Origin of the sequence: Cellulomonas cellasea, assembly GCF_006538745.1 — a bacterium.
GTDB classification, from domain to species: domain Bacteria; phylum Actinomycetota; class Actinomycetes; order Actinomycetales; family Cellulomonadaceae; genus Cellulomonas_A; species Cellulomonas_A cellasea.
This window is the reverse complement of the sequence record NZ_BJLR01000028.1, coordinates 20,961-46,916: the sequence shown is the minus strand read 5'-3', so window position 1 is coordinate 46,916 and position 25,956 is coordinate 20,961. Positions and strand designations below refer to the sequence as shown.

Here is a 25,956-nt window from a genome sequence, read left to right as displayed (position 1 = left end):
CGATGTCGGAGACCGAGGTCAGAGCTGGTCGCCGGTCCCGCTCTCCGTGGGGGTCGCGCCGGCGGCGGAGGGAGCGGCATCGCCCGAGGCGGCGGCGATCGACTCGTGGGCCGCGGCGACGACGGCGTCGGCGGTGATGCCGAACTCCTCGTAGAGCGTCTCGTACGCCGCGGAGGCGCCGTAGTGCTCGAGCGAGACGCTGCGGCCGGCGTCGCCGACGATCTTGTGCCACGACAGCGCGATGCCGGCCTCGACCGAGACGCGGGCGCGCACCGACGCGGGCAGGACCTGCTCGCGGTAGGCGTCGTCCTGCTCGGCGAACCACTCGAGGCAGGGCGCCGAGACGACGCGCGTGCCGACGCCCGCGGCCTCGAGGGTCTCGCGCGCCGCGACGGCGAGCTGCACCTCGGAGCCGGTCCCGATCAGGATCACCTCGGGGGTCGGGGTGCTCGACTCGAGCAGCACGTAGGCGCCGCGCACGACGCCCTCCGCGCCGGCGAACCCGTCCTCGCCGCGCGGGAACGTCGGCACGTTCTGGCGCGTGAGGATGAGGCCGACCGGGCCGTCGGTGCGCTCGAGCGTGGCCCTCCACGCCGCGGCGGTCTCGTTCGCGTCCGCGGGGCGGACGACCGCGAGGCCGGGGATCGCGCGGACCGCGGTGAGGTGCTCGACGGGCTGGTGCGTCGGGCCGTCCTCGCCAAGGCCGATCGAGTCGTGCGTCCACACGTAGATCGCCGGGACGCCCATGAGCGCCGCGAGGCGCACGGCACCGCGCATGTAGTCGCTGAACGTGAAGAACGTGCCGCCGTACGCCCGCGTGAGGCCGTGCAGCACGATGCCCGAGAGGATCGAGCCCATCGCGTGCTCGCGGATCCCGAAGTGCAGGGTGCGGCCGAACTCGTCGCCCGCGAACTCGTGCGTCGAGCGCTCGGGCGGCAGGAAGGACGGCTGACCCTTCATCGTCGTGTTGTTCGAGCCGGCGAGGTCGGCGGAGCCGCCCCACAGCTCGGGCAGGACGTCGGCGAGCGCCGAGAGGACCTCGCCGGAGGCCGCGCGCGTGGCGACGGCCTTGCCCGGGGGGAACGTCGGGAGGGCGTCGGTCCACCCGGTCGGGAGCTCGCCGGCGCGGAGCCGGTCGAGCAGCGCGGCGCGGTCCGGGTTGGCGGCGCGCCACGCCTCGAACTTCGGCGCCCACTCCGCCTGGGCCTGCGTGCCGCGCTCGAGCGCCTTGCGGGTGTGCTCGATGACCTCGGGTGCGACGTCGAAGCTCTTCGTCGCGTCGAAGCCGAGGGCCTCCTTGAGGCCGCGGACCTCGTCGGTGCCGAGCTTCGAGCCGTGCGAGCCGTGCGTGTTCTGCTTGGTCGGCGACGGCCACGCGATGATCGTGCGGAGGCCGATGAACGACGGGCGGTCGGTGACGGCCTTGGCGGCCTCGATCGCGGCGTGCAGCGCGTCGACGTCCTCGACGTAGCCGTCGGGGCCCGCGGTCCAGTCGACGAACTGGACGTGCCAGCCGTAGGCCTCGTACCGCTTGAGCACGTCCTCGGTGAACGCGATCTCGGTGTCGCCCTCGATCGAGATGTGGTTGTCGTCCCACAGCACGATGAGGTTGCCGAGCTTCTGGGTCCCGGCGATCGACGACGCCTCGCTCGTGACGCCCTCCTGCAGGTCGCCGTCGGAGGCGATGACGTACACGTGGTGGTCGAACGGGCTCTCGCCCGCGGGGGACTCCGGGTCGAGCAGCCCGCGCTCGCGGCGGGCGGCCATCGCGAAGCCGACGGCGCTCGCGAGACCCTGGCCGAGCGGGCCGGTCGTGATCTCGACGCCCTCGGTGTGCTTGTACTCGGGGTGGCCGGGGGTCTTCGAGCCCCACGTGCGCAGCGCCGCGATGTCCTCGAGCTCGAGGCCGAAGCCCGCGAGGTAGAGCTGGATGTACTGCGTGAGGCTCGAGTGGCCCGCCGAGAGGATGAAGCGGTCGCGGCCGAGCCAGTGCGGGTCCGCCGGGTCGTGGCGCAGCACGTTCTGGTAGAGCAGGTACGCGGCGGGCGCGAGGCTGATCGCCGTGCCGGGGTGGCCGTTGCCGACCTTCTCCACCGCGTCGGCCGCGAGGACCCGGACGGTGTCGACCGCCTTGTGGTCGAGCTCGGTCCATCCGACGGTCTGTGCCTGGGGGGCCTTCGCGTTCACCGCACCTCATTCCCGCCGCGGGCTCGATGCTCGGGGCGTCGATCGAACTGGCCGGGCGACCCTCGGTGGGTGCCGGTCACATGGCGTCTGGGCGGGGCCGACGGCCTCGCCGCGCACTGTGCATATCGAGCCTATCTCGCAATCCGCCGGGCGTGCGGTGGCGTCCCACGAGAGCGGATAGCGCTTTCCCACTGCCACTCTCGCGCCCCTGCCGACCGATCTCACACCGTCGGCGGGCACTTCGCACCTGCTCGGCGCGCGGGTCGCGCGGGGTGGGGCCGTACGATGGCTGGGCGAACACCCCGAACCAGACGAACGGAAGACCGCAGCGCGTGCGCACCACGAGCCCCGCCCCCCTGGACGACGCCGGAGCGTCCGGACGAGCGACCCCGTGGCGGCCCACCGTCGTGAACGTCGCCCCCACCGCCGCCCGCGCCGGAGCCGAGGCCGGCACCGCCGACCGGGCACGCCGGGTGCTGCGTCACCTCGCCGCGTACGTCGCGCTGACGAAGCCGCGCATCATCGAGCTGCTGCTCGTCACGACGCTGCCGACGATGATCCTCGCGGAGCGCGGGTTCCCGTCCGTCGGGCTCGTGCTCGCGACGCTCGTCGGGGGAGCGGCCGCCGCCGGCTCGGCCAACACGCTCAACTGCTACCTCGACCGCGACATCGACGAGGTCATGAACCGCACGAAGCGCCGGCCGCTCGTCACGGGCGAGATCACCCCGCGCGCCGCGCTCGTCTTCGGGCTCGTGCTCGGGGCGCTGTCGATCGCGTGGTTCGCGCTCGTGGTCAACCCGGCCGCCGCGTGGCTCACGTTCGGCGCCATCGCGATCTACGTCGTCGGCTACACGATGATCCTCAAGCGCCGCACCGCGCAGAACATCGTCTGGGGCGGCGCGGCCGGCTGCATGCCGGTGCTCATCGGCTGGTCCGCCGTCACGGGGACCGTGTCGTGGGCCGCGGCCCTGCTGTTCGGCGTCATCTTCTTCTGGACGCCGCCGCACTACTGGCCGCTGTCGATGAAGTTCCGGCGCGAGTACGCCGCCGCCGGGGTGCCGATGCTGCCCGTCGTGGCCGCCGACACCAAGGTCGCCCGCGAGATGATCGCGTACACGATCGCGATGATCGCGTGCTCCCTCCTGCTCGTCCCCGTGGCCGACATGACGTGGGTCTACGGCGTCGTGGCGCTCGGGCTCGGCGCCTGGTTCCTCTGGTCCTGCGTCGGCCTGCTGCGGCGCGCGCAGGACCCCTCGCGCGGCAAGCTCGGCGCGATGAAGGTGTTCCACGGCTCGATCACCTACCTCACGCTCCTGTGCGTCGCCGTCGCGGTGGACGTCTTCCTCCCGCTCTGATCGCGGCCGGTCGATGCCCGAGGACCGGCCGGACCCCACAGGTCCCCTGCACGACGCCATGCGGGACTACCTCGCGCACCTGACCGTCGAGCGCGGCCTCTCGGCCAACACGCTCGGCGCCTACCGCCGGGACCTCGCGCGGTACGTGCAGTACCTCGAGGCGGCGGGCCGCAGCGCCCCGGCCGACGTGACCGAGCGCGACGTCGAGGACTTCGTGCTCGTGGTGCGCACCGGCTCCGACGGGGGAGCGGTCCTCTCGGCGTCGTCCGCCGCGCGCGCCGTCGTCGCCGTCCGCGGCTGGCACCGGTTCTGCGCGCTCGAGGGCCTCACGGGGACCGACGCGGCGAGCGCCGTCCGGCCGCCCGCGCAGCCCCGGCGCCTGCCCAAGGCGATCTCGACCGACGACGTCGAGCGGCTGCTCGAGGCGGCGGGTGCGGGCGACGGGCCCGGGCCGCTGCGCGACCGTGCGCTGCTGGAGCTGCTGTACTCGACGGGCGCGCGCATCTCCGAGGCGGTCGGGCTCGACGTCGACGACCTCGACCTCACGCGGGGCCGCTCCGCGGTGCGCCTGCTCGGCAAGGGCAGCAAGGAGCGGGTCGTCCCCGTCGGCAGCTACGCGGTCGACGCGGTCGAGGCCTACGTCGTGCGCGGGCGGCCCGCGCTCGCCGCCGCCGGGCGCGGGACGAGCGCGCTGTTCCTCAACACGCGCGGCTCGCGGCTGAGCCGGCAGAGCGCGTGGGCGGTGCTGCGGGCCTCGGCCGAGCGTGCGCAGCTGCCCGCGTCCGCCCACGTGTCCCCGCACACGCTGCGCCACTCGTTCGCGACGCACCTGCTGGCCGGCGGGGCCGACGTCCGCGTCGTGCAGGAGCTGCTCGGGCACGCGTCGGTGACCACGACGCAGGTCTACACGCTCGTGACGCGGGACACGCTGCGCGAGGTCTACGCGACCGCGCACCCGAGGGCGCTCCGCCGCGAGCCGGCCGGTCGCTGACGCCCGTCGCCGGGCCCGGCGCCCGGTCCGCCCCGGGCCGGCCGCGCGAGAACCGCGCGAGCGTGCGGTCTGTCGCACGCTCGCCGAGCGAGCCCTCCGGTAAGTTGTGCGCGTGGCGAGCGAGCAGACGACCGAGGCGATCCTCGACCCCGTCGGGCGAGCGCTGCCCGAGTTCCCCCTCCCGGCACCCCTCGCGAGCCACGGCCCGGCGCGGGTGATCGCGATGTGCAACCAGAAGGGCGGGGTCGGCAAGACGACCTCGACCATCAACCTCGCGGCGTCGCTCGCGGAGTACGGCCGCCGGGTCCTCATCGTCGACTTCGACCCCCAGGGCGCTGCGTCCGTCGGGCTCGGCGTCAGCCCGCACGAGCTCGACCGGACCGTCTACAACCTCCTGATGGAGCCGCACGCCCCCGTCCGCGAGGTCATCCACGCGACGTCGGTCCCCGGGCTCGACCTGCTGCCCGCGAACATCGACCTCTCCGCCGCCGAGGTCCAGCTCGTCGGCGAGGTCGCCCGCGAGTCGGTGCTCGCGCGCGTCCTGCGCCCGGTGCTCGACGAGTACGACGTCGTGCTCATCGACTGCCAGCCGTCGCTCGGCCTGCTCACCGTGAACGCGCTCACGGCCGCGCACGGCGTCCTGATCCCGCTCGAGTGCGAGTTCTTCGCGCTGCGCGGGGTCGCGCTGCTCATCGAGACCATCGAGAAGGTGCGCGACCGGCTCAACCCGCGCCTCGAGGTCGACGGGATACTGGCCACGATGTACGACCCGCGGACGCTGCACGCGCGCGAGGTCGTGGCCCGGCTCAACGAGGCCTTCGGCGACACCCTGCTGCACACCGTGATCGGCCGGACGGTCAAGTTCCCGGACTCCTCGGTCGCCGCGGAGCCCATCACCACGTACGCGCCGACCCACAGCGGCGCCACGGCGTACCGGCAGCTGGCCCGTGAGCTCATCGCCCGTGGCGACGCCGCCTGAGGCGGCCTCCGCAAGCGCGACGACGCCCCCGCAGCCCGAGGTCCCCGGACGTGCCGCGCCCGGCGCCGGCGGCTTCGAGGTCCACCTCACGAACTTCTCGGGCCCGTTCGACCTGCTGCTCGGGCTCATCGCGAAGCACAAGCTCGACATCACCGAGGTCTCGCTCGGGCAGGTGACGAACGAGTTCATCGCGCACATCCGCGCGGCCGAGCGCGCCGCGGCCGAGGGCGGGACGTCGTGGGACCTGAGCCAGGCGAGCGAGTTCCTCGTCGTGGCCGCGACGCTGCTGGACCTCAAGGCGGCCCGGCTGCTGCCGTCCGGCGACGTCGAGGACGCCGAGGACCTCGAGCTGCTCGAGGCGCGCGACCTGCTGTTCGCCCGGCTCCTGCAGTACCGCGCGTACAAGGTCGTCGCCCGCGACATCGGGGAGCGGCTGGCCGCGGAGGCGCGGCGCTTCCCGCGGACGGTCACTCTCGAGCCGCAGCTCGCGGCGCTGCTGCCCGAGCTCGTGTGGCAGATCGGGCCCGACGAGCTCGCCGCGCTGGCCGCCAAGGTCCTCGCGCCGAAGGCCCCGCCGCCCGGTGTCGACCTCAGCCACCTGCACGCCCCGGCGGTCTCGGTGCGCGAGCAGGCCGCGGTGCTCGTCGACCGGCTGCGGCACGGTGGCGCGCTGTCGTTCCGGGCACTGACCGCCGACGCGGACGCCACGATCGTCGTGGTGGCCCGGTTCCTCGCGCTGCTCGAGCTGTTCCGCGAGGGGGCCGTCGGCTTCGACCAGGTCGAGCCGCTCGGGGAGCTCACCGTGCGCTGGACCGGGGCGGAGGAGGGCGACGTCGAGGTGTCCGATGACTTCGACGGGCCCGACGGCGAGGCCGCCACTCCCGACGCCGCCGCCCCCGACGCCACCACGCCTCCGACCCCCGACCTCCCGGTCGACCTCACCGACCAGCCGCAGGAGCCCACCGCATGAGCCAGGTCCCGCCGCCCGACGCGGTCCCGTCGCCGGAGGCGGTCGCGCCGGACGCCACGCCCGCGGCCGACCCGACGGCTCCCGTCGAGGCGACCGTGCCCGTCGAGGCGACCGCTTCCCGTGAGCCGTTCGCTCCCGTGGAGCCGACCGTGACCGCCGGCTCGTCCGCCCCCGCCGACCTCACCGCGACGGCGACCGACGTCGCCGCCGACGAGCTCGCGTTCGACGTCGACGACCTGCCCGGCGGCGCGCTCGCGGCGCTCGAGGCCGTGCTCATGGTGGCCGACGAGCCGATCCCGGCGGTGCGGCTCGCGTCGGTGCTCGCGTTGCCGACCGCGCGGGTGCAGGAGCTCCTCGACGAGCTCGCGGCGGAGTACCGGGGGGACCACGGGGGGCGCCCGCGCGGCTTCGAGCTGCGGCTCGCGGGGGCGGGCTGGCGGATCTACTCGGCGTCGCCGTACGCGGACGTCGTCGGGCGGTTCGTGCTCGAGGGGCAGACCGCGCGGCTCACGCAGGCCGCGCTCGAGACGCTCGCCGTCATCGCGTACCGCCAGCCGGTCACGCGCGGGCAGGTCTCGGGGGTGCGCGGGGTCAACGTGGACGGCGTCGTGCGGACGCTCACGGCGCGCGGGCTGGTCGCCGAGGCGGGCACCGAGCCGACGACCGGTGCGGTGCTCTACCAGACCACGGGATACTTCCTGGAGCGGATGGGACTCGCGAGCCTGGACGAGCTGCCACCGCTCGCGCCCTACCTACCGGACATCGACACGCTCGAGGGCGTGGACAGGGCGAACGGAGAGGCACGATGAGCGCATCAGACGGACGGCGCGGAGGCACAGGGCGACCTGAGCGAGCCGGAGGCACGGGACGTGCGGGGACGGGTCGCGGTGGGCAGAGCAGCGGCGCGGGCCGCGGGCAGGGCGGCGGCGCAGGTCGTGGCGGCGAGCGTGCGGGGGAGCGGAGCGGCGAGCGCGGTGGCCCCGCACGCGCCGGCGGCGAGCGTGCGGGCGCACCGCGCGGCGGCGAGCGCACGGGTGGACCCCGCTCCGGCGGCGAGCGCACCGGAGCCGGCACCGGGCGCGGCGTCCCGCAGCGCGGCTCGCGCACCGCGGCCCCCCGCGGCGCACAGCCCGCGCGTCGGACCCGGCCCGCTCCGGCGGCCGAGCCGCTGCGCGACGTGCACGACCCCGAGGGCGTGCGCCTGCAGAAGGTGCTCGCGACCGCGGGCCTGGGCTCGCGGCGCGCGTGCGAGGACCTGATCGCCGACGGTCGCGTGACCGTCGACGGCGTGCTCGTGCGCGAGCTCGGCGTGCGGGTCGACCCCAAGACGGCGGTCATCCACCTCGACGGGCTGCGCATCCAGCTCGACACGTCGCTCATCACGATCGCGCTCAACAAGCCGCTCGGCGTCGTCTCGACGATGCACGACCCGGAGGGGCGCCCGTCGCTCGCCGAGCTCGTCGCGCACCGCGAGGAGCGGCTGTTCCACGTCGGGCGGCTCGACGCCGAGACCGAGGGGCTGCTGCTACTGACGAACGACGGCGAGCTCGCGAACCGCCTGTCGCACCCGTCGCACGAGGTCGCCAAGACGTACCTCGCGCACGTCGAGGGCCACGTGGCCGGCAACGTCGCGAACAAGATGCTGCACGGCGTCGAGCTCGAGGACGGGCTCGCGAAGGTCGACCGGTACCGGATCGTCGACTCGACGCCGCAGGCCGCGCTGATCGAGGTCGTGCTGCACGAGGGCCGCAACCGCATCGTGCGCCGCATGTTCGAGGAGGTCGGTCACCCGGTCACCCGCCTGGTGCGCACCCAGGTCGGCCCGATCAAGCTCGGCGACCTGCGCCCGGGCAAGACGCGCGTGCTCGGCAAGGAGGAGCTCGGCTCGCTCATGACGCAGGTGGGGATGTGAGCTCAGCGGTCGCCACGCGCGGCCCGGTGCGCGTGGTCGGCACCGGGCTGCTCGGTGCCTCCGTGGGGCTGGGCCTCGCGACGCGCGGGGTCGACGTCGTGCTGCACGACCCGTCCCGCACCGCGCTCGCGCTCGCCCGCGACGTCGGCGCCGGGCGGCCGGCCCACCCGGACGACGACCCGCCCACGCTCGTCGTCGTCGCGGCGCCGCCGGACGTCACGGCGCAGGTCGTGCGCGACGAGCTTGCCGCGCACCCCGGCGCGGTGGTGACGGACGTCGCGAGCGTCAAGGGCGTCGTGCTCGACGAGCTGCGCGCGTGGGGTGCGGACCTCACGCGCTTCGTCGGCTCCCACCCGATGGCCGGCCGGGAGCGCTCGGGCCCGTCGGCCGCGGTGCCGGACCTGTTCGTCGGCCGCCCGTGGGTCGTCGTCGGCTCGGGGGAGTCGACGCCCGAGGCGGTGCTCGCCGTGCGCGCGCTCGCGGTGGACCTCGGGGCCGTCCCGGTCACGATGGACGCGGTGTCGCACGACGCCGCGGTGGCCGTCGTCTCGCACGTCCCGCAGGTCGCCGCGAGCCTCGTCGCCGCGCGGCTGCGCACGACGCCGCCCGAGGCGCTCGGCCTCGCCGGGCAGGGGCTGCGCGACGTGACCCGCCTCGCCGCGAGCGACCCCGCGCTGTGGACGTCGATCCTCGCGGGCAACGCCGGTGCGGTGCGCGACGTGCTGCGCGCCCTGCGCGGCGACCTGGACACCGTGATCGACGCGCTCGACCAGATCGACGCGGCGGTGACCTGGGACGACATCGAGCTCGGCGCGCTCGCGACCGTGGCTCAGGTCATCGCGGACGGCAACACGGGCGTCGCGCGCGTCCCCGGCAAGCACGGCGGCGCGCAGCGCACGTACGAGGTCGTCACGGTCCTGGTCCCCGACAGCCCGGGCGAGCTCGCGCGGCTGCTCACGGACGTCGGGCACGCGGGGGTCAACCTCGAGGACCTGCAGCTCGAGCACTCGGCGGGCCGCCCGGTCGGCATGGCGGCGATCTCGGTCCTCCCGGGTCGCTCGGAACACCTCGAGGCGGAGCTGACGGCCCGCGGATGGAGGCTGGTGAGTTGAGCACGCAGGTGTCCGCGACGGGCGGGCGCACGGTGGTCGTGGCGGTCGACGGGCCCTCGGGGTCCGGGAAGTCGAGCGTCTCGCGCGAGGTGGCCCGGCGGCTGGGGCTCGCGTTCCTCGACACCGGCGCGATGTACCGCGCGGCGACGTGGTGGTGCCTCGAGACCGGGGTGCCGCTCGACGACACCGCGGCGGTCGCGGCGACGGTGCGGGGCCTCCCGCTCGTCGTCGGCGTCGACCCGGACGCCCCGACGGTCCACGTCGGCGAGCACGACGTCGCGGAGGCGATCCGCGAGACCCGCATCTCCGCGGCGGTCAGCGCGGTCGCGACGAACCTCGACGTGCGCGCCGAGCTCGGGCGGCTCCAGCGCGAGGCCATCGCCGCTGAGAGCGCACCCGGGTCGTTCTCGCAGGGCCGCGGCGTCGTCGCGGAGGGGCGGGACATCACGACCGTGATCGCGCCCGACGCCGACGTGCGGCTCCTGCTGACCGCGAGCGAGGAGGCCCGGCTCGCGCGCCGGGCCCGGGACGTGCACGGCTCCGACGACGCCGCCGCGGTCGAGGCCACGCGGGACCAGGTGCTGCGCCGTGACGCCGACGACGCGACCGTCTCGACGTTCCACACCGCGGCGGACGGCGTCGTCACGGTCGACTCCTCGGACCTCGACTTCGAGCAGACCGTGCGCGCGGTGCTCGAGGTCGTCGCCCGCGCCACGGGCGTGCGGGCATGAGCGCCGCCGCGGTGCGCCCGGCGGCGACCGCGTCGGCCGTCGCCCCGGGGCACGCGCGCGGGCAGTGGGTCGGGCGCCTCCTCGCGCACGGCGTCTGGGACACGCGCGTCACCGGCACGGACAACCTGCCCGCCGACGGGCCGGTGCTGCTCGCCGCGAACCACCTGGGCGTGCTCGACGGGCCCGTGCTGTTCGGCGTGACCCCGCGACCGGTCCACCTGCTGGTCAAGCACGAGATGTTCCGCGGTCCCGTCGGTGCGCTGCTGCGCTGGTGCCGGCAGATCCCCGTCGACCGCGCGAACGGGCGCCCGGCCCTGACCACCGCGCTCGCGGTCCTCAAGCACGGCGGCGTCGTCGGCGTGTTCCCCGAGGGCAACCGGGGGCGCGGCGACGTGACGAGCGCGCGCGCCGGCATCGCGTGGCTCGCGGTCAACTCGGGCGCGACGGTCCTGCCGGTCGCGGTGCTCGGCACCCGCCGCACCGGCGAGTCCGTCCGGCACCTGCCCGCGCCCCGCCGCCGCCTCGCGGTCGAGTTCGGTGCGCCGCTCGACCTCGCGGCGGCGCCGGGCGCGTCCCGGCGCGAGGCGCTCGCCGCCGCCCAGGAGGCGATCCGGACGGGGCTCGCGTCGCACGTGACGGCCGCCGCGGCCCGCACGGGGCTCACGCTGCCGACCGACGACCCGGAGGCGCCGCGTCGTTCACCCGCGGCGACGCCCCGCCCGCATTAGTCCCGCGAGCGGTGCGCGGGGGAGGATAGGGCCCATGAGCCAGACCGACCCGACCACGGGCCTGCCCGACGAGACCGCGCCGGCCGCGCCCGCGGTCCCGGGCACCGACGCACCCGCCGCCACCGCGGCCACCGAGCCGACCGACGAGCTGACCGACGCCCAGCGCGAGGAGGCCCTGCGCGTCGGCCTCGCGGAGTACGAGCTGGAGGACGAGGACCTCGCGCTGCTCTCCGGCGACGGGGTCGACGAGGACGGCACCGGATCCTCGGCGCCCCTGCCCGTCCTCGCGGTCGTCGGCCGCCCGAACGTCGGCAAGTCGACCCTCGTCAACCGCATCCTCGGCCGCCGCGAGGCCGTCGTCGAGGACAAGCCCGGTGTGACCCGCGACCGCGTGAGCTACCCCGCCGAGTGGGCCGGGCGCCGCTTCACGCTCGTCGACACGGGCGGCTGGGAGGTCGACGTCGCCGGCATCGAGGCGCGCGTCGCCGAGCAGGCCGAGGTCGCGATCTCCCTCGCCGACGCCGTGCTCTTCGTGGTCGACGCGACCGTCGGCCCGACCGCGACCGACGAGCGGGTCGTGCGCCTGCTGCGCAAGTCCGGCAAGCCCGTCGTGCTGTGCGCCAACAAGGTCGACGGCCCGCGCGTCGAGGCCGACGCGACCGAGCTCTGGAGCCTCGGGCTCGGCGAGCCGCACCCGGTCTCCGCGCTGCACGGGCGCGGGACGGGCGACCTGCTCGACGCCGCGATGGACGCCCTGCCGACCGTGTCGAAGCACGGTGCCGCGATCCCCGAGGGCGGCCCCCGCCGGGTCGCGCTCGTCGGGCGCCCCAACGTCGGGAAGTCCTCGCTGCTGAACAAGGTGCTGGGCGAGGAGCGCGTCGTCGTCGACTCCGTCGCCGGGACCACGCGCGACCCGGTCGACGAGATCGTCGAGCTCAAGGGCCGGCCGTGGGTCTTCGTCGACACCGCGGGCATCCGCCGTCGCGTGCACCAGACGTCCGGCGCGGACTTCTACGCGTCGCTGCGCACCCAGGCGGCGATCGAGAAGGCCGAGGTCGCGGTCGTCCTCGTCGACGCGAGCGTCAAGATCACCGAGCAGGACACGCGCGTGATCTCCCAGGTCATCGAGGCGGGCCGCGCGCTCGTCGTCGCGTACAACAAGTGGGACCTCATGGACGAGGACCGCCGCCCGTTCCTCGAGCGCGAGATCGAGCAGGACCTGGTCCAGGTGCAGTGGGCGCCGCGCGTGAACTTCTCGGCGAAGACCGGCTGGCACACCGACCGGCTCGTGCCCGCGCTGGAGCGCTCGCTCGCGTCGTGGGACACGCGCATCCCGACCGGCAAGCTGAACGCGTTCCTCGGGGAGCTCGTCGCGGCGCACCCGCACCCGCTGCGCGGCGGGAAGCAGCCGCGCATCCTGTTCGCCACGCAGGCGAGCACGCGCCCGCCGCGGTTCGTCGTCTTCGCGACCGGCTTCCTCGAGGCGGGGTACCGCCGCTACATCGAGCGTCGCCTGCGCGAGACGTTCGGCTTCGAGGGCACGCCGATCTCGATCTCGGTGCGGGTGCGGGAGAAGCGCAAGCGGTGAGCGGGGCGCCACGCGGTGCCGGGCCGGGCGCGGGCCACGGCGTGCGGGAACGTCACCTGCTGCTGCGCCTGGGCCTGCCGCGCGACCCGTCCGCGACCAAGCACCTCGCGGGCTTCCTCGTCGCGACGGTCAGCACGGTGCTGCTCACCCGCGGGCTGCTCGCGGTCAGCGGGTACCCGCAGCTCGGCGGCGGCGGGCTGCACGTCGCGCACGTGCTGTGGGGCGGGCTGCTGCTCGCGGTCGCGATCGTGCTGTCGCTGTCCTACGCCGGCCCGGTCGTGCGGCCCGTCGTGGCGCTCGTCGGGGGCGTCGGCTTCGGGCTGTTCGTCGACGAGATCGGCAAGTTCGTCACGTCGGACAACGACTACTTCTACGAGCCGACGGCCGCGCTGATCTACGTGGTCGTCGTCGGGCTCGTGCTGCTCGTGGAGGCGATGCACCGGCGCTCGCCGCGGCACCCCTCGGAGGCGCTCGCGGGTGCGGTGGACCACGCCGTCGCGGGCGTGGCCGGCGGGTTCAGCCCCCGCGCACGGCGGCACGCGCGCGGGCTCGTCGCGGACGCGGGGGACATGCCCGCCGCCACCGAGGTGGGCGCGCTGCTCGACCGCGTCTCGGACGACGCCGAGGAGCTGCCCGACGTCATCGGCACGGTCGCGCACTGGATCGTGCGCGGCACCCGCCACCTCGTGCGCGCCCGCTGGGTCCCGTGGATCACCGTGGGTGCGCTCACGCTCACCGGGGCGGCGACGGTCGGGCGCGGGATCTGGGCGTGGTCCGCCGGCGCCGACGTCCCGGGCTGGGTCGTCACGGGCATGCTCGTGAGCGGGTTCGCCTCGGTGCTGTGCGCCCTGCGCGGGCTCGGGCTCGTGCGGCGCGACCGGGAGGAGGGCTACCGCTGGTTCCGGCGCGCGGTCCTGCTCAGCCTGCTCGTGACCCAGATCTTCCTGTTCCGGATCGACGAGTGGGCCGCGACGCTCGGGCTGCTCGGGGACCTGTTCTTGCTCGGCGTCGTCGCGGCGGAGCTCGACGTGATCGCGGAGCGGCGGCTCGCGCGGGCTGCCGCGAAGGCCGCCGAGGCCGGTCCCGAGGAGGCGGCGCGCGGTCGGTGACCAGCGTCCCGGCCGTGGTGCGGTATTCTTTCCGAGGCCCGTTCGCGGGCCGACGGGCTGTGGCGCAGCTTGGTAGCGCACTTGACTGGGGGTCAAGGGGTCGCAGGTTCAAATCCTGTCAGCCCGACAGTGTTTCAGCAGGTCAGAGGCTCGTCCCGGACGTCGGGGCGGGCCTCTTCTGCGCGGTGGAGCCCACGTGAGAGAGCCTCAGTCGTCGGTGGATGCTCGCGGACGAGCCCGTGTGACGCCCGGACGAGCGGACCTGTGGACGGCGCGTGACCAGGGGATGGGCGCAGCTCTCGTCCTGACGTCTACCGAGGTGCGGGAGCTCGTCGTGACCCAGGCCTGAGGCGTCCTTCTCTCCGCGCACGCAGGTCGCGTCCGCAGGATCGGCCGCGGGACTCGGCGCACGCCCGCGCGTCGACGAGCATGGACGTCAACGATCGTTCACGGACGCCTCAGTACGCCGGTGTCCGGCCCGCCCGGTCCAGGCTGAACGGAAAGGTCCCGGGGGAACCCGTCTCCCACTGGTGCAAGATCGTCGCGGCGGTGACACCCTTGTCGGGGCCGACCGCCCGGCCGCAAGAGGCGGCAGCAGGGCATCGTCAGCTCGTGGAGAGCCGATCGCGCAGGGCGGGAACCCCTTCGCCGACGAGGGAACCGAGAGCCGCGGTTCGACCGGTGCAGGTGAGCAACAGCGCCTCGGCCGTGCCGCTGACCACCGGGCCCGCACCGTGGGCGAAGTCGATGTCCTGCGCCTCGAACCGCAGACCGGCCAACGCGCCCTTGGGCACGAGGCCCGAGGGTGCCGTCATGAGGAATGCCAGCGAGCTGCGCAGCCGCGATCCGGGGATCTCGCGATGCAGCTGCAACGGCCAGCGGATGTCCAGGCCGTGCACCAGCACGTCCAGCAGAGGCGCCTCCGGACCCGATCCCGGCGGGGTGAACCGCGTATCCGCCTTGCGATGCAGCACCTCGACGATGTCGCGGAAGGGACGCTTCGCGAGGCGCCGGGTCACCCGCTCGTTCGCCCGGTGGAAGCTCCCGCCCGCCAGCAGGACAGCCAGCACGACCCTGGGCGTGCTCACCTCCAAGGGCATGATCAGGTGCGCGAGCACGTCATGAACGCTCCAGGCCACGCACAGGCTCCTGGTCGCCTGCTGCTCAGGGGTCAGAGCGGCGAGCTGCTCAGCCAGTGCCCGCCGCTCGTCGGCGATCTCGTCGAAGGCATCCATGAGCCGATCCTGGCACTCGACACCTCAGAACAGTGCGCCTGCGTCCTGGGCGTCACCTGGCACGGAAGACCACCCATCGCCGCAGCCTACGCACGACGAGGCGCCACCTCCGGGCGCTGAAGCCGTTCTGCGAGCGCGACGCCCACGCGCCACGGTGCACTCCAACGAAGGTATGAGTACATGTACTCGCGCGGAGCTCGGGCGAGCAGCGCCGCGCTGCGCCGTCTGGTGGAGGCTCGGATCGATCGAACCTTGCGCCGCCTGCGGCGGAGATCACCGGCACACCTGGGTGAGGATCGCTGGAGCGACGGTAGCCCCCGCCGGTCAGGACCCGGGGCCCCGTCGCGACGGTGTGCGGGTCAGCGCAAGCCGGAGGTCCGCACCCAGGCGACTGCTTCGGCGCGGGTGGACACCCCGATCTTGCGGTAGGCGGTCCGGACCTGGGTCTTGACGGTGTTGCGGGTGACCCACAGCCGGGCGGCGATCTCTTCGAGGGTGACGTTCTCGGCGAGCTCGAGCAGCACCACCCGTTCGCGGCCGGTGAGGTGCACGTCGGTCGCTGCGGTGGTGGGTCGGTCTGTGTCGAGCATCGTCATGGTGGTCCCCCCCGGGCCAGAGGGCGCAGTGCGGGGTTGCTACCCCGAGGTCTGCCTGCGCCTTCGCTCTAGGGGACGGGCCGCAGGCGACTTCGTGACGCCAGTTCGCGGGCGAATGCGCGTGACGCGCGGCACATCCGGACCCGGGTGAACCGGAGCGCCGGGATCGTCCGGAGGGCCCCACGCGTTCGACGTCGTCACGTCGGCGAGGTCTCGGGTGACGCACGGCGAGGACGTGCAGCCAGGGGATCGCGCTCTGTGCCGCGTCCATGTCACCCGAGCGGAGCTGCTCGTCGATGTCGTCGTCTGAGTCGGGGCCGTAGACGTACCAGTCGTCGCCACGGAACGAGCGGAGCGCGTACTGACCGATGTGCAAGCGCAGGCTGACCAGCGACGTGTCGAGGTCGAGCAGGTGCGAGAAGTGGACAACGATCGGTTGCGACTCGTCGCCCTCGAGCGCCGACAGATACATCTACGCATGCGTCCGACGGATCACTCGGGGTGCCCTGCTCAACGGGACGTCTCGAGCCGCGGGGGAATGCCCCCGCACCCGGCCGCGTTCTGCATCCGTATACCCCCCCAGGGTATAAGAACGGGCAGGTCGTCGAGGAGGGCCGGATCATGAGCACGTCGCACGCCGAGCACCACACCACCCCGCCGGGGGCCGAGCACCACGACCACCACGACCACCACGCGGCACCGCCCGCGGGCCGGCACCAGCACGAGCACGGCGGCCACGGCGGGCACGGGGACCACGTCGGGCAGTTCCGGCGGCTGTTCTGGCTGACGCTCGTGCTCGCGGTCCCGACGGTGCTGGCCAGCGGGATGTTCGCGACGCTCCTGGGGTACCGCCTGCCCGACGTGCCCGCGATCGCGTGGGTGTCGCCGGTGCTCGGGACGGTCATCTACGTCGTCGGCGGGCGGCCGTTCCTGGTCGGGGCGGTTGCCGAGCTGCGGTCACGCCGGCCCGCGATGATGCTGCTGATCGGCATGGCCATCACGGTGGCGTTCGTCGCGTCCTGGGGCTCGAGCCTCGGGGTGCTGTCGCACGAGCTCGACTTCTGGTGGGAGCTCGCGCTGCTGGTGGTCATCATGCTGCTCGGACACTGGGTCGAGATGCGGTCCCTGGCGCAGACGTCCTCCGCGCTGGACTCCCTGGCCGCGCTGCTGCCCGACGAGGCCGAACGCGTCGACGGGGACGCCGTCACGGTCGTGGCCCCGGCGGACCTGCGACTGGGGGACGTGGTGATCGTGCGCCCCGGCGGGCGCGTGCCTGCCGACGGCGTCGTGGTCGACGGGTCCGCCGACGTCGACGAGTCGATGATCACCGGGGAGTCCCGCCCGGTCCGGCGCGGGCTCGGCGAGCACGTCGTGGCCGGGACCGTCGCCACGGACTCCGCGATCCGGGTCCGGGTCGACGCCGTCGGGGAGAACACCGCCCTGGCGGGCATCCGACGCCTGGTCGCCGAGGCGCAGTCGTCCTCCACCCGCGCCCAGCGCCTGGCCGACACCGCCGCGGGGTGGCTGTTCTGGTTCGCACTCGGCTCCGCCGCCCTCACGCTCGCCGCGTGGCTCGTGTGGGGGACTCCGGAGACCGCGTGGATCCGGGTCATCACCGTCCTGGTGATCGCGTGCCCCCACGCCCTGGGCCTGGCCATCCCGCTGGTGGTGTCCATCGCCACCGAACGCGCCGCGCGCGGCGGGGTGCTGGTCAAGGACCGCATGGCGCTGGAGCAGATGCGCACCGTCGACACCGTCCTGTTCGACAAGACCGGCACCCTGACCAAGGGCGAGCCCGCGCTCACCCACGTGGCCGTCACGGGCACCCGCACCGAGGACCAGCTCCTCGCCCTGGCCGCGGGCGCCGAGGCGGACAGCGAGCACCCGCTCGCCCGCGCCGTCGTGGCTGCCGCCTCCGCCCGCTCCCTGCCGATGCTCCGCTCCCGCGAGTTCCGGGCCGGCACCGCGGTCGGCGTCCGCGCCACCGTCGCCGGGCACGACGTCGCCGTCGGCGGGCCCCGGATGCTCGCCGAGCACCACGCCCACCCGCTGTCCCAGACCCGGGCGTGGTCCGAGCAGGGCGCGATCGTCCTGCACGTCCTCGTCGACGGGCAGGTCGCCGGCGCGCTGGCCCTGGCCGACGAGATCCGCCCCGAGTCCCGCCAGGCGGTCGACGCCCTGCACGCGCTGGGCGTGCACGTGGTGATGATCACCGGGGACGCCGAGCCGGTCGCCCGCGCGGTCGCCGCCGAGATCGGGGTGGACCAGGTCCTCGCCGGGGTGCGCCCGGAGCACAAGAGCGAGAAGGTCGCCGAGCTGCAGGCGCAGGGCCGGCGCGTGGCGATGGTCGGCGACGGCGTGAACGACGCCCCGGCGCTGGCCCAGGCCGACGTCGGCATCGCGATCGGCGCCGGGACCGACGTCGCGATCGCCTCGGCCGGGGTCATCCTGGCCAGCGACGACCCGCGCTCGGTGCTGTCGGTGATCGAGCTGTCCCGGGCGTCCTACCGGAAGATGCAGCAGAACCTGTCCTGGGCCGCCGGGTACAACCTCCTCGCCGTGCCCCTCGCGGCCGGGGTGCTCGCACCCGTCGGGTTCGTGATGCCGATGGCGGTCGGGGCGGTCCTGATGTCCGCGTCGACCGTCGTCGTGGCGCTCAACGCCCAGCTGCTGAGGCGCCTGGACCTGCGGCCCGCGGCGAGTGCGCAGGCGGTGCTCTCCCGCCGCGGCTGACACCGTGACCCGGGTAACCCGCGGCCGGGCACCACCGCGACGACCCGGCGTCGCCACGCAGGAAGGCCCGGGCACCTCGAGCGCCCGGGCCTTCGTCGTGCTCGCCGCGCTCAGGCGTCGACGGGCTCCACGCCCAGCTCGCCGAGCAGGGTCACGATGCGGGCGCGGATCTCGTCGCGGATCGGGCGGACGGCCTCGACGCCCTGGCCGGCCGGGTCCTCCAGGACCCAGTCCTCGTAGCGCTTGCCGGGGAAGAACGGGCAGGTGTCGCCGCAGCCCATGGTGATGACGACGTCAGAGGCCTTGACCGCGTCCGTGGTGAGGATCTTGGGCTGCTCGGCGCGGATGTCGATGCCGAGCTCGAGCATCGCCTCGACCGCGGCGGGGTTGATCCGGTCGGCGGGGGCGGAGCCGGCGGAGCGGACCTCGACGGCCCCACCCGAGAGCGCGGTGAGGAACCCGGCGGCCATCTGGGAGCGGCCGGCGTTGTGGACGCAGACGAACAGCACGCTCGGCCGGTCGGTCCCGGTGGGGGTCTGCTCGGCGGTGGTGGTCTCGGTCATCGTGGTGCTCCTCAGGGTGTGGTGGGCAGGAGGTCGGTCAGCAGGGCACGCACGCGGGCGTCGATGTCGTCGCGGATCGCGGCGACACCCTCCGGGGAGGCCAGGGCGGGGTCGCCGACGACCCACTCCTCGTACCGCGTGCCGGGCAGGATCGGGCAGGTGTCCCCGCAGCCCATCGTGACGACGACGTCGGCGGCGCGGACCGCGTCGTCGGTGAGCGGCTTCGGGAAGACCGTGTCCGCGTTCGCCCCGAGCTCGGCGAGCAGCGGGCGGACCGCGGCGTGCACCGCGCCGGCGGGGGCGGACCCGGCGGAGCGGGCGATGACCGCGTCACCGGCGTGGTGCTGCAGCAGCGCCGCGGCGAGCTGCGAGCGGCCCGCGTTGGCGACGCACACGAACAGCACCTGCGGCACGGGCGCCGCGGCCGGGGTGGTGGTCCGGGCGATGTCCGCGAGGCGCTGGTCGGCGAACCGCTCGGCGGTCGGGACGAGGTGGGCGTTGATGCCGGCGCCGCGGGCGAGGGCGGCGTACGACTCGCGCACGGTGCGCAGCACGAGCTCCGGGGCCAGGTCGGCGTGCCGGGCGGCGAGCCGGTCGGCGACGCGGACCAGGGTCGCGTCGACGTCCTCCAGCCCGGCGAGGGGCTGCTCGCGGCGGTGCGCGGCGTCCAGGGCGGCCGGGGCGAAGGACTCGAGCAGCGCGGACACGGCGCCCTTGACCCCGGGGGCGACCCGGTACCAGACCCACGTGCCGCGCCGCTCGGACGTCAGGACCCCGACGTCCTTGAGGACCTTGAGGTGGTGGGAGACCGTGGGTTGCGAGACGTCGGCGACCGTCGCGATGTCGCACACGCACGCCTCACCGGCGGAGCTCGTGGTGACGAACGACAGCATGCGCAGCCGCAGCGGGTCGGCCAGCGCCTTGAGCACGGTCGCGACCTGTGCGGCGGCCTCGGCGCCCATGGCGTGCGCGTCGGGGGAGGCCGTGGGCGTGCAGTCCGCGCCGGTGGCGGGGGCCGCGGGGGACAGCGCGCTCATGCGCGGACCTCTCGCGGGGCCGGGGCGGTGGGGTCGGTGGCGAACCAGCGGCGCGCCGCCCACAGCGACACGTACACGAGGCCGACAAGGACGGGCACCTCGATGAGCGGTCCGACGACCCCGGCCAGCGCCTGACCGGACGTGGCGCCGAAGGTGCCGATCGCGACGGCGATCGCGAGCTCGAAGTTGTTGCCGGCCGCGGTGAACGCGAGCGTCGTCGAGCGGGCGTACCCGAGGCCCAGGCCCTTGCCGGCGGCGAGGCCGACGCCCCACATGACCGCGAAGTAGACCAGCAGGGGCAGCGCGATGCGCGCGACGTCGAGCGGGTTGCGGGTCACGGCGTCGCCCTGCAGGGCGAAGAGCAGCACGATCGTGAACAGCAGCCCGTACAGCGCCCACGGCCCGATCCGCGGGACGAACGCCGACTCGTACCAGTCGCGGCCCTTCGTGCGCTCGCCGATCCAGCCGGAGGCGAACCCGGCGGCGAGCGGGACGCCGAGGAAGACCAGCACGTTGACCGCGATCTGTCCCACCGAGACGTCCAGGCCCTGGGTGTCGAGCCCGAGCCAGGACGGGAGGACGGTGAGGTAGAACCAGCCGAGCAGCGAGAACGCGACGACCTGGAAGAGCGAGTTGATCGCGACGAGCACCGCGGCGGCCTCGCGGTCCCCGCACGCGAGGTCGTTCCAGATGACGACCATCGCGATGCAGCGGGCGAGGCCGACGACGATCAGCCCGGTGCGGTACTCCGGCAGGTCGGGCAGGAACACCCAGGCGAGGGCGAACATCAGCGCGGGCCCGACGAGCCAGTTGAGGACGAGCGAGCTGACCAGGAGGCGCGTGTCACCGGTCACGGCGGTGAGGCGGTCGTAGCGGACCTTCGCCAGGACCGGGTACATCATCACCAGCAGCCCGAGGCCGATCGGCAGCGAGATCCCGCCGACCTCGAGGCGAGCGAGACCCTCGGCCAAGGCGGGGACGAACCGGCCGAGCGCGAGGCCGACGACCATCGCGAGGCCGATCCAGGCGGGCAGCCACCGGTCGAGGGTCGACAGGCGCCGGGCGGCGACCTGCTGGGGTGCGGCGACGGCCAGCGTCATGGACGGTCCTCGTCGGTGGTGGGGAGACGGGCGCCCCGGCGGAGAGCTCGTCGTGGTCCGGGCGACACCCGGCGCGATCTCGGAGTTGCACGCTTGCTTCGATGCATGTCTATATTGACACGCGTCAAGACAGTGCGGGGCGGCGCGGAGTGAACAGCAGGCGAACGCCTTCGCGCGGGGGCGCGCTCATGGCGCCGGTCGCCGTGGTCCAGGGCCGCGGGCTCAGCGCGGCGCTGAGGCGAGGTGCTCCCGCAACGTGTCGGCGCGCAGCGCGTCCATCAGCGCCCCGAACGGTCCCGGGTCCGGGACGACGGTCGCGGACCCGTCCGGCGCCGTGCCGCTCGTGGTCGGCGCGGTCACCACCTGGACGTCGCCGGGCCGCAGCGTGCGCAGGCTCGTCAGCAGGCCGAGCATCGCGCCGCGGTCCAGGCCCTCGTCGACCGCGACCGACCCGGAGAGGACGTCGAGCAGCTCGAGCCATGCCGTCGGGTCGCTCCGGACGTCGTCGTGGCCCATGCGGTCGAGGATCGCGCGCAACCAGAGCTGCCCGCGCTCGGCCCGCGCGGCGTCGTCGTCACCGGTCGACTGCATCCACGTGAGCGCGAGCCCGCCCGTCAGGCGGTGCCGACCCGCCGGGACGACGACCCGGCCGCGGACCACGACGTCGTCCGCGACATCGAGGTCGACGCCGCCGAGCGTCTCGGTGACCCTTGCGAAGGTCTCGGCGTCGGTCAGCGCGACGTGGTCGACGCGGACACCGGTGAGCTGCTCGACGGCCTGCACCGCGCCGGGTGGCCCGCCGACCGCGACCGCGGTGCGCAGCGGACCCGGGCCCGCCCCGGGGAGCTCGACCCGGAGCTCCGGCGGGAGCGCGACGACCTGGGCGGAGCGGCGGTCCGCGGTGACGTGCGCGAGCAGCACGACGTCCGTCCCGGCCTCGCCGTCGTCCGCGTCGTCCTCGCTCGCGCCGAGCACGAGGATCGTCAGCGCCGGGTCCGTCGCGGAGCCGGCCGCCGGCGCGGTGGGCTCGGGCGGGCGGGTCGGGAGGTCCACGAACGGGTCCGGGAACCGCTGGACCCGGCTGTCGAGGCGGTCGACGGCCACGAGCGCCCCGGTGGTGCCGGCGACCACGAGGAGCAGCAGCGAGGCGAGCGCGACCAGCACGACGGTCCGCAGGACGCTGCGCCGGGCGCGCACGGCGGCGACCGGGGGCTCGTCGTCCCCCGGGTCCGGCCCGTCCGCCGCGAGCTCCGGTCGCACGGTCCGCGCGATGCCCTCGACGGCCGCGAGCACCTGGTCGAACGCGGTCGCGTACGTGTCCTCGTCGCGGCCGTAGGGGTCGAGCAGGTCGTCGTCGACCGTCGCCCGGGGTGTCGCCGGCGTGCGGTGCCGGGCGGCCGCGTCGACGAGCGCGGACAGGCGCTCGGCGACGTCGCCCTCGGGGAGGGACTCGGGGCCGAGCGCACGCGCGACCCGGGCGAGCTCGCGCAGCGTGAACGTGCGCCGGATCGCCGAGGGCACCGTCCGCACCACGGCGGCCCGCTCCTCGCGCGTCACCGTGAGCACGACGTCGGCCGACCGCACGAGCTCCGGGTCGAGGTCGCGCGCCGCGTGCTCGTCGGTCTCCACGCCCGCGGAGCCCAGGTGCCCGACGAGGGGACCGGGCAGCTCGCCGTCGGGCGTCGCGTCGGTCCCCGCGCTGAGGACCGTGACGTCACCGTGCTCCCCGAGGCGGGCGCGCAGCAGCCGCTCGGCGGCGGGTGAGCGGCACACGTTGCGCGTGCCGACCACGAGCACCCCGAACGGGCGGGCCGGCGCCCCTGTCGCGGTCGAGACCCCGGAGGTCGGGTTCACCCGGCCCATTGTGAGGGAGCGCCCGGGTCGTGGCGAGGCACCGCCCGAAGGTGCGGTCCGCCCGGTGCGTCCCGGTTTGTCGCGGCGCCCCAGGTGTGGCGTCGACGGACGGGCCGTCCGAACGGTGCCTCCCGCCCCGTGCGTCGTCGTGCGCCGCCGGGGTCGGTACGGTGAGCCGCCCGCGCACCCCGGGCCGCCCGCGGGACGCGCGGTGCGCACCCGCCACGGACGGAGCCGGAGATGGACGACCTGCGTGACCGCCTGCCGCAGGGCCGGGTGGCGAGCGCCGTCGGCGAGTGCGCGGTCTACGGCGACGGCCCGGGCGGGCCGCGCCGGCTCGACCTCGCGGACGCCGCGGCCGTGGCGCGGGGCGGCGAGGGGTTCGTCTGGATCGGGCTGCAGCAGGCGACCGCGGCGCAGATCACCGAGGTCGCGGCGCTGTTCCACCTGCCCCCGCTCGCGGTCGAGGACGCCGTGCAGGCGCACCAGCGGCCCAAGCTGGAGGTCTACGACGACGTCGCGTTCGCGGTGCTCAAGCCCGTCCGGTACGTCGACCGCATCGAGGTCGTCGACGTCGGCGAGATCGCCGTGTTCGTGGGCGAGCGGTTCGTCATCACCGTCCGGCACGGGAGCACCGACGTCCTCGGCCGCGTGCGCCGCGAGCTCGGCGGCGGCCTGGCCGAGGAGGTCGCCGCCTTCGGGCCGACCGCGGTGCTGTACCGGGCCGCGGACCTCATCGTCGACGGGTACGAGCGGGTCATCGAGCGCATCGACGTGGACGTCGACGACATCGAGGCGCGCGTGTTCGGGCCGGGGGAGGACGACCACGCCGAGCGGATCTACAACCTGAAGCGTGAGGTCGCCGAGTTCCGACGAGCGCTCGTCCCGCTGCTGCGCCCGCTCGAGCAGCTCGCTGCGGGAGGCGTCGAGCACGTCGCGCCCGCCGCCGGAAGCTGGTTCCGAGACGTGCACGACCACGCGCTGCGCGCCGCGGACCGGGTCGAGGGGATCGACCGGCTGCTCAGCGACGTCCTGCAGGCGAACGTCGCGCGGGTCACCGTCGTGCAGTCGGGCATCGCCCTGCGGCAGAACGAGGACACGCGCAGGATCTCCGCGTGGGCGGCCATCGCGCTCGTGCCGACGGCGATCGCAGGGCTGTACGGGATGAACTTCGACAACATCCCCGAGCTGCACTGGAAGTACGGCTACTTCGCCGTCCTGACGGTCATCGCGTCCGCGTGCACGGTGCTCCACCGGCTGTTCAAGCGCAACGGCTGGCTGTAGCGGGCGGCCCGACCGGCTGGCCGGGCGCTCGGACGGGCGGGTGCCGCCGGCCCGCCGGCCGGGTCAGCCCACGACGGTGATGCGGTCGTCGGTCGGCGCGGCGAGCGGGCGGTTCGCGTCGAGGTAGGCGATCAGCGCGTCGAGGTCGATGGGCCCGGTGGTCCGGTTCGTGCCGAGCGTCAGCGTGCTGAACCCGTCGCCCCCGCCCGCGAGGAAGTTGTTGACGGTGATCCGGTAGGTCGCGGCGGCGTCGACCGGCACCCCGCCGATCGCGACGCTCGCGTCCGGGACGCGCGTGCCCGCGCACGGGTCGGTGCCCGCGGGAGCCGTGGTGCCGGCCGGGTCGACCGCGTACGTCAGGGTCGCCGACGGGTAGAGCGTGCGGCCGACCTGGAGCTGCTGCTCGAGCACGCACTGGAGCTGGGCGCCCGTGAGGTCCAGCGTGACGAGGTTGTTCGCGAACGGCTGCACCGTGAACGCCTCCTCGTACGTGACCGGGCCCGCGTCGAGGTCCGCCCGCACGCCGCCCGGGTTCATGAGCGCGGCGACCGCGCCCTCCTCGTCGTCCGTCGCGGCGAGCTGGGCGTCGGCGATCACGTCGCCCAGCGCCGACTCACCGAGGGCGCCGGGGAACAGGGTCTCCTGGGTCCGCGTCAGCGCCTCCGCCGTCTCGCCCACCACCTCGTCGGCGATCGGGCCGAGCACCTCGCCGTACCGCGCGATCAGGGCGGACTGGCGGCGGTCCGGCGCGACGTCGCGCGTCACCACGACGTTGTCGGCGACCGCGGTCACGACGTCGCCGGTGCGCCGGTCGATCGTCAGGTCGATGTCCGTGACGAGCCGGCCGTTCGACCCGGCGCTCGTCAGGAGCGTGCCGTCGAGGTCGCAGCGGTACGCCTGGTGCGTGTGCCCGCTGACGACGACGTCGATCGCGTCGGTGAAGCCCTGGACGATGTCGACGATCGGACCGGTCAGGCCGGAGCACCCGTCGACGTCCCACGCGTCCGGGCCCGACTGCGACCCGCCCTCGTGGAGCAGGACGACGATGGCCTCGACCCCGCGCCGCTGGAGCTCCGCGGCGTACCAGTTCGCGGTCGCGACCTCGTCGGCGAACTCGAGGCCCGCGACGCCCTCCTGGCTCACGATGTCCGCCGTGCCCTCGAGCGTCATGCCGATGAACCCGACGCGGACCCCGCCGGCGCGGTGGATCGCGTACGGCGGGAGCAGCGGCTCCCCGGTCTCGGTCAGGAACGCGTTGGCGGACAGGTACTGGAAGTCGGCACCCGCGTACGGCGTCCCGTCGGCGCAGCCGTCGACCGGGTGGCAGCCGCCGCCCTGGATGCGCAGCAGCTCGGCGGCGCCCTCGTCGAACTCGTGGTTGCCGACGCTCGCGTAGTCGAGGCCCGCGAGCCCGAGAGACTCGATCGTCGGCTCGTCGTGGAACGCGGCGGACAGCAGGGGCGAGGCGCCGATGAGGTCGCCGGCCGCGACGGTGATCGTCCGGCGCTTGCGCTGCTCGGCGGCGAGCTGCGCGAGCTGGGTCGCGAGGTACTCCGCGCCGCCCGCGTCGACGGTCGGCGCCGGGTCGGTCCCCACGGCGGGCCCGACCTGCACGCGTCCCCCCGAGCCCGTGGGGGGTTCGAGCGCCCCGTGGAAGTCGTTGAGCGCGAGCAGCTGGACGTCGACGGTCCTCGGCCGGTACGTGCCCCGGTCGTCCGTCTCGGTGCTGCTCGCCGTGGGCACGACGAGCCCCGAGAGCGCCGCGGCGACGGCCGCGGCGAGCGCCACCCGCACGAGAAGTCCGTTCCTCATGATCTCTCCCCGACGAGCCCGGGGACGGCCGCCCGCCCCTCGGCACGACCGTACGCCGCGCGCGACGGCGGGGGGAGGGC

General features: G+C 74.7%; 21 protein-coding genes and 1 tRNA gene. 14 read left to right on the top strand and 8 right to left on the bottom strand.

Annotated elements, in window-relative coordinates:
- Nucleotides 1-18 precede the first annotated feature (18 nt).
- On the bottom strand, nt 19-2,187 hold the full coding sequence (tkt, locus tag CCE01nite_RS14755; RefSeq protein WP_034624311.1) for a transketolase: 2,169 nt from the start codon (nt 2,185-2,187) through the stop codon (nt 19-21).
- Between the two features lie 473 nt (nt 2,188-2,660).
- Between tkt and CCE01nite_RS14750 the strand changes: the two genes are divergently transcribed.
- From CCE01nite_RS14750 to CCE01nite_RS14695, 12 genes are all read left to right on the top strand, one after another.
- A complete protein-coding gene (locus CCE01nite_RS14750; protein WP_034624361.1) occupies nt 2,661-3,542 on the top strand; it encodes a heme o synthase in 882 nt (293 codons plus the stop codon).
- A gap of 13 nt (nt 3,543-3,555) precedes the next feature.
- Nucleotides 3,556-4,533 (top strand): site-specific tyrosine recombinase XerD, encoded by a 978-nt coding sequence (gene xerD / locus CCE01nite_RS14745; RefSeq protein WP_034624314.1) that lies wholly within the window; start codon nt 3,556-3,558, stop codon nt 4,531-4,533.
- A gap of 112 nt (nt 4,534-4,645) precedes the next feature.
- Entirely contained in the window at nt 4,646-5,512 is an 867-nt protein-coding gene (locus tag CCE01nite_RS14740; RefSeq protein ID WP_034624365.1) for a ParA family protein, read from the top strand.
- Entirely contained in the window at nt 5,496-6,482 is a 987-nt protein-coding gene (locus CCE01nite_RS14735; protein WP_052103291.1) for a segregation and condensation protein A, read from the top strand. The genes CCE01nite_RS14740 and CCE01nite_RS14735 overlap by 17 nt, the downstream gene beginning before the upstream one ends.
- On the top strand, nt 6,479-7,291 hold the full coding sequence (gene scpB, locus CCE01nite_RS14730; protein ID WP_084142388.1) for an SMC-Scp complex subunit ScpB: 813 nt from the start codon (nt 6,479-6,481) through the stop codon (nt 7,289-7,291). Before CCE01nite_RS14735 ends, scpB begins: the two co-directional genes overlap by 4 nt.
- Before the next feature lie 368 nt (nt 7,292-7,659).
- Complete coding sequence (locus CCE01nite_RS14725) at nt 7,660-8,394, top strand: pseudouridine synthase (RefSeq protein ID WP_307722744.1); 735 nt, start codon at nt 7,660-7,662, stop codon at nt 8,392-8,394.
- Nucleotides 8,391-9,506, top strand: a complete 1,116-nt coding sequence (locus CCE01nite_RS14720) for a prephenate dehydrogenase (RefSeq protein WP_034631546.1) — start codon at nt 8,391-8,393, stop codon at nt 9,504-9,506. Before CCE01nite_RS14725 ends, CCE01nite_RS14720 begins: the two co-directional genes overlap by 4 nt.
- Complete coding sequence (gene cmk / locus CCE01nite_RS14715; RefSeq protein ID WP_052104237.1) at nt 9,488-10,237, top strand: (d)CMP kinase; 750 nt, start codon at nt 9,488-9,490, stop codon at nt 10,235-10,237. The genes CCE01nite_RS14720 and cmk overlap by 19 nt, the downstream gene beginning before the upstream one ends.
- Nucleotides 10,234-10,965 carry a lysophospholipid acyltransferase family protein gene (locus CCE01nite_RS14710; protein WP_034631548.1) on the top strand — a complete coding sequence of 244 codons (732 nt, stop codon included), beginning with the start codon at nt 10,234-10,236 and terminating at the stop codon, nt 10,963-10,965. The genes cmk and CCE01nite_RS14710 overlap by 4 nt, the downstream gene beginning before the upstream one ends.
- Before the next feature lie 34 nt (nt 10,966-10,999).
- Nucleotides 11,000-12,553, top strand: coding sequence for a ribosome biogenesis GTPase Der (der, locus tag CCE01nite_RS14705; protein WP_084142774.1), 1,554 nt, complete (start codon nt 11,000-11,002; stop codon nt 12,551-12,553).
- Nucleotides 12,550-13,662, top strand: coding sequence for a hypothetical protein (locus CCE01nite_RS14700; protein WP_246056586.1), 1,113 nt, complete (start codon nt 12,550-12,552; stop codon nt 13,660-13,662). Before der ends, CCE01nite_RS14700 begins: the two co-directional genes overlap by 4 nt.
- Nucleotides 13,663-13,715: 53 nt before the next feature.
- Nucleotides 13,716-13,789: transfer RNA gene (locus CCE01nite_RS14695), tRNA-Pro, on the top strand.
- A 478-nt stretch (nt 13,790-14,267) separates the two neighbouring features.
- Here the strand turns inward: CCE01nite_RS14695 and CCE01nite_RS14690 are convergent.
- Nucleotides 14,268-14,897, bottom strand: a complete 630-nt coding sequence (locus CCE01nite_RS14690) for a maleylpyruvate isomerase family mycothiol-dependent enzyme (protein ID WP_034631549.1) — start codon at nt 14,895-14,897, stop codon at nt 14,268-14,270.
- A gap of 359 nt (nt 14,898-15,256) precedes the next feature.
- Nucleotides 15,257-15,493, bottom strand: coding sequence for a helix-turn-helix domain-containing protein (locus CCE01nite_RS14685; protein ID WP_034631550.1), 237 nt, complete (start codon nt 15,491-15,493; stop codon nt 15,257-15,259).
- 621 nt (nt 15,494-16,114) lie between these two features.
- Here CCE01nite_RS14685 and CCE01nite_RS14680 point away from each other — a divergent pair.
- Complete coding sequence (locus tag CCE01nite_RS14680) at nt 16,115-18,226, top strand: heavy metal translocating P-type ATPase (RefSeq protein WP_034631551.1); 2,112 nt, start codon at nt 16,115-16,117, stop codon at nt 18,224-18,226.
- Between the two features lie 110 nt (nt 18,227-18,336).
- Here CCE01nite_RS14680 and CCE01nite_RS14675 read toward each other — a convergent pair whose 3' ends face one another.
- From CCE01nite_RS14675 to CCE01nite_RS14660, 4 genes are all read right to left on the bottom strand, one after another.
- Nucleotides 18,337-18,789 carry an arsenate reductase ArsC gene (locus CCE01nite_RS14675; RefSeq protein WP_052104238.1) on the bottom strand — a complete coding sequence of 151 codons (453 nt, stop codon included), beginning with the start codon at nt 18,787-18,789 and terminating at the stop codon, nt 18,337-18,339.
- An 11-nt stretch (nt 18,790-18,800) separates the two neighbouring features.
- Nucleotides 18,801-19,826 carry a metalloregulator ArsR/SmtB family transcription factor gene (locus CCE01nite_RS14670; protein ID WP_141372632.1) on the bottom strand — a complete coding sequence of 342 codons (1,026 nt, stop codon included), beginning with the start codon at nt 19,824-19,826 and terminating at the stop codon, nt 18,801-18,803.
- On the bottom strand, nt 19,823-20,926 hold the full coding sequence (arsB, locus tag CCE01nite_RS14665; protein ID WP_034631552.1) for an ACR3 family arsenite efflux transporter: 1,104 nt from the start codon (nt 20,924-20,926) through the stop codon (nt 19,823-19,825). Before arsB ends, CCE01nite_RS14670 begins: the two co-directional genes overlap by 4 nt.
- Nucleotides 20,927-21,148: 222 nt before the next feature.
- Complete coding sequence (locus CCE01nite_RS14660; RefSeq protein ID WP_169744036.1) at nt 21,149-22,780, bottom strand: LCP family glycopolymer transferase; 1,632 nt, start codon at nt 22,778-22,780, stop codon at nt 21,149-21,151.
- A 240-nt stretch (nt 22,781-23,020) separates the two neighbouring features.
- Between CCE01nite_RS14660 and CCE01nite_RS14655 the strand changes: the two genes are divergently transcribed.
- The gene (locus CCE01nite_RS14655) at nt 23,021-24,064 is read left to right on the top strand and encodes a magnesium and cobalt transport protein CorA (RefSeq protein WP_034631556.1); all 1,044 of its coding nucleotides are present in this window, start codon (nt 23,021-23,023) and stop codon (nt 24,062-24,064) included.
- Between the two features lie 63 nt (nt 24,065-24,127).
- Here the strand turns inward: CCE01nite_RS14655 and CCE01nite_RS14650 are convergent, their stop codons facing one another.
- The gene (locus tag CCE01nite_RS14650; RefSeq protein WP_034631558.1) at nt 24,128-25,876 is read right to left on the bottom strand and encodes a bifunctional metallophosphatase/5'-nucleotidase; all 1,749 of its coding nucleotides are present in this window, start codon (nt 25,874-25,876) and stop codon (nt 24,128-24,130) included.
- Nucleotides 25,877-25,956 lie beyond the last annotated feature (80 nt).